Source organism: Thioalkalivibrio versutus (genome assembly GCF_001999325.1).
GTDB lineage: Bacteria > Pseudomonadota > Gammaproteobacteria > Ectothiorhodospirales > Ectothiorhodospiraceae > Thioalkalivibrio > Thioalkalivibrio versutus.
This window is the reverse complement of sequence record NZ_MVAR01000021.1, coordinates 1-3,689: the sequence shown is the minus strand read 5'-3', so window position 1 is coordinate 3,689 and position 3,689 is coordinate 1. Positions and strand designations below refer to the sequence as shown.

General features: G+C 69.9%; 5 protein-coding genes. All 5 read left to right on the top strand.

Annotated elements, in window-relative coordinates; genetic code table 11:
- Positions 1-425: GntT/GntP/DsdX family permease (locus B0684_RS08215; protein ID WP_143592453.1), on the top strand; the 425-nt coding region annotated here is incomplete at its 5' end.
- 4 nt (positions 426-429) lie between these two features.
- Positions 430-1,572: a glycerate kinase gene (locus B0684_RS08210; protein ID WP_077277009.1), complete on the top strand. Its 1,143-nt coding sequence runs from the start codon at positions 430-432 to the stop codon at positions 1,570-1,572.
- Between the two features lie 92 nt (positions 1,573-1,664).
- The gene (locus B0684_RS08205) at positions 1,665-2,771 is read left to right on the top strand and encodes an alkene reductase (RefSeq protein ID WP_018650491.1); all 1,107 of its coding nucleotides are present in this window, start codon (positions 1,665-1,667) and stop codon (positions 2,769-2,771) included.
- A gap of 85 nt (positions 2,772-2,856) precedes the next feature.
- Positions 2,857-3,225 carry a hypothetical protein gene (locus B0684_RS08200; protein WP_018650492.1) on the top strand — a complete coding sequence of 123 codons (369 nt, stop codon included), beginning with the start codon at positions 2,857-2,859 and terminating at the stop codon, positions 3,223-3,225.
- Between the two features lie 77 nt (positions 3,226-3,302).
- A partial coding sequence (locus B0684_RS08195) for a TolC family protein (protein ID WP_158077141.1) occupies positions 3,303-3,689 on the top strand: 387 nt, incomplete at its 3' end.

Genomic DNA, 3,689 nt, shown 5'->3' with positions numbered 1-3,689 from the left:
TCATCCTGATCACCGGGGCCGGGGGCGCGTTTGGCAACGTGCTGCGCGAGACGCCGATCGGCGACCAGTTGGGTGACCTGCTGAGCGGCCTGGGCCTGGGCCTGCTGGTGCCGTTCCTGATCGCGGCGGCGCTGAAGTCCGCCCAGGGCTCGTCCACTGTGGCACTGGTCACCGCCTCCAGCATGATCGCGCCGATGCTGGCCTCGCTGGGGCTGGATTCGACCATGGGCATGGTCCTGGCCGTGATGGCCGTGGGTGCCGGTGCGATGACCGTCTCGCACGCCAACGACAGCTTCTTCTGGGTGGTCACCCAGTTCAGCCGCATGAAGGTGTCCACCGCGTACAAGGTGTTCACCACCGCCACGCTGCTACAGGGCATCAGCGCGATGATCACCATCTACATCCTGGGCCTGATCTTTGTCTGAACGACTGCGGGTCGTCGTTTGCCCGGACAGCTACAAGGGCAGCCTGGAGGCCGAGGACGTGGCCGCCGCCATGGCCCGCGGGGTACACGCCGCCCGACCGGATGCCCGGGTACGCTCCCTGCCCATGGCGGATGGCGGCGAGGGGACGGCGCGGCTGGTCAGCCACACCCTTGGCTGGGCCTGGCACCTGTCGGATGTGACCGGCCCCACCGGCGCCCACCTGAGCGCTGGCTGGGGCTGCGATCACCGCGAGCAGCGGGCCGTGATCGATGTCGCCTCCGCCTGCGGGCTGGACCGAATCCCCGACGACCGGCACGACCCCTGGCAGCTCCATAGCTTCGGCGTCGGCGAGCTAATGCGGGCGGCCCTGGACGCCGGCGCCGAACACCTGATGATCGGCCTCGGCGGCAGCGGCACGGTGGATGGCGGCGCGGGCATGCTGGCCGCCCTGGGCGTGCGCTTCCTGGATGCCGAGGGACACGCGCTTGCGCCCCACCCGGCGGGCCTGGCCGATCTCGCGCGGGTCGACTTCGACGCACTGGAGCCACGCCTGGGCCGCATCGACATCACCGTGCTGAACGATGTCGACAACCCGCTGACCGGGCCGCATGGCGCGGCGGCGGTATTCGGCCCGCAAAAAGGCCTGAAGGCGGCCGACATCCCGGCGATGGATGGGCACATGGAGCACCTGGCCCGTTGCATTGATGCCGCCGGGCACCTCCATCGTCCCACCGACACCCCGGGCGCCGGCGCCGCCGGCGGACTGGGCTTCGCACTGGACTGCGTCCTCGGCGGTAGCGCGCGCATGGGCGCGGGCTACCTGGCCGAACTGATCGGGCTGGATGCCGCGATCCGCGAGGCCGACCTGGTCATCACCGGCGAGGGCCAGCTGGACGGCCAGACCTCGCACGGCAAGGTGGTAGCAGAAGTCGTGCGCCGCGCCCGGGAACTGCGGGTCCCCGTGGTGGCGATCGCCGGCGCCATCGCCTGCGACGAGGCCGAGATCGCCGACTTCGGCCTGAGCGACGCCCGCGCCCTGTGCGACGGCAGCATCACCCTGGACCAGGCCCTGGCCCGCCCCGCACACTACATCGCCGAGCGCACCCGTGCCCTGATCGAGGCGGCCGAACCGGGTGTCCGACCGTGAATCAGCGGAATGCTCCCGTCTGAAAGGAACGTGTTCGGTTGATCCGGGTCCGACTCGCAGCACGGATCGATACGAACCCAAAGGAAGACCCCATGACCAAGCACGATGACGCGCTTTTTCGCCCGTACAGCCTGGGCCCGCTGGAGCTGCCGAACCGGGTGCTGATGTCCCCGCTGACGCGCTCGCGCGCCGGGCAGCCAGGCGACGTGCCCACTGATCTGAACGCCGAGTACTACGCGCAGCGTGCCGGTGCCGGCCTGATCATCAGCGAGGCGACGCAGGTCTCGCCGCAGGGCAAGGGGTATGCGTTCACCCCGGGCATCCACTCGCAGGAGCAGGTGGACGGATGGCGCAAGGTCACCGAGGCCGTGCATGGCGCCGGGGGACGCATCCAGGCGCAGCTGTGGCACGTCGGCCGCATCTCGCGCCCGGAGCTACAACCCGACGGTCAGAAGCCAGTCGCCCCTTCCGCGATCCAGCCGGAGGGCGCCTATACCTTCATCAGTGCCGAATCCGGCATGGTTGAAGTACTGGAGCCGCGCGCGCTGGAACTCGACGAGCTGCCGGGCATCGTGGAGCAGTATCGCCAGGGCGCGCAGAATGCCAAGGCGGCGGGTTTCGACGGGGTGCAGATCCACGCCGCCAACGGCTACCTGCTGGACCAGTTCATCCGCAGTGGCAGCAACCACCGCACCGACGCCTACGGGGGCTCGGTGGAGAACCGCATCCGTCTGCCGCTGGAGGTGGTGCGCGCGGTGATCGAGATCTGGGGGCCGGAGCGCGTGGGCATCCGCGTGAGCCCGACCGGCAGTTTCAACGGCATGCACGATGATGATCCGCTGGCGACCTACAGCGCCTTCGCCGAGGCCCTGGACGCCACCGGCATCGCCTACATCGAGGTGGTGGAGGACTCCTTCCAGGGCAACCACGAAACCGGCCGCCCGGAATCCATCATCGACGCCATCCGCTCGCGCTTCAGCCGGACCTACATCGGCAACGGCGCCTACAGCGCCGACGAGGCCCGCGAACGCATCGATGCCGGCCGCTGTGACCTGGTCACCTTCGGCCGCCCGTTCATCGCCAACCCGGACCTGCCCGAGCGCTTCCGCCAGGGCGCCCCGCTCAACGAGTGGGACGAAGCCACCTTCTACGGCGGCGACGAACACGGCTACACCGACTACCCGGCGATGTCCGGCTGAAACTGGCCCCCAGCGCGCCGTTTGCGCAACCCATGCACGCGTGGCGTCTTGCCCTCGTCCGGGTCCCGGCGTAGATTGCGGCGCGATGCGCACTGCCAACCGTCATACGTGGCTGCACGCCCTGCTGGTCCTGAGCCTGGTGCTGTCCGTGCCCCTGCTGCAGGGGGCGGGGCTGCACCTGCACGTGGGCGACGCGCACGACGCATCGCCGCATGCGGCGCACGATTCCGGGCACGCCCACCATCACGACGAGTCGGCCGAGGTCGACCTGACTCCGCAGGCCACTGGCAAGCCGGTAACCGTTATCGATCTGCCCGGCGCGGCGCTGCCAACAACGGCCGGCGACCGGTCCGTGGCGACCCCGCGCGCACCTCCTCGCATCGCGGACCTTACCCACCCCCTTCGCGCATCCCCTCCCTGGCTCGCACCACCCCTGCGCGGGCCGCCCGCCTGACCCATTGATTCGAACGTAGCGCGCTGACGCCTCCCCGGGGGCGCAGCCTGGATTGTCATCAATGGGGAGTGCTTCCCATGCCGTATTCGGTTTTTGCCTGGTCGGTCGCTGGACTGATCGGACTGCTTTGCATACCCGCTGCGCTCGCGGACACGGGACGCTGGACCCTGGACCGGGCGGTCACTCACGGATTGTCCGTGGCCCCCGAGGCCGAGGCCTTCGAACACCGCATTGACGCCCAGCGCGGCGCGCGGGATCAGGCGGGGCGCTGGCCCAACCCGACACTGGAGGCCGAGGCATCGGACCGCATGGGGCTGGAAGACCAGCGCGGCGGTTACGCGCTGAGCGCGATTGCCGTCACCCAGCCGCTCCCGCTATGGGGGCAGATCGGACATCGGCGTGATGCCGCCGCCGCCCGACTCGCCGCGACCGAGGGGCAGGCCCACGCCGATGTCCGATCTGCC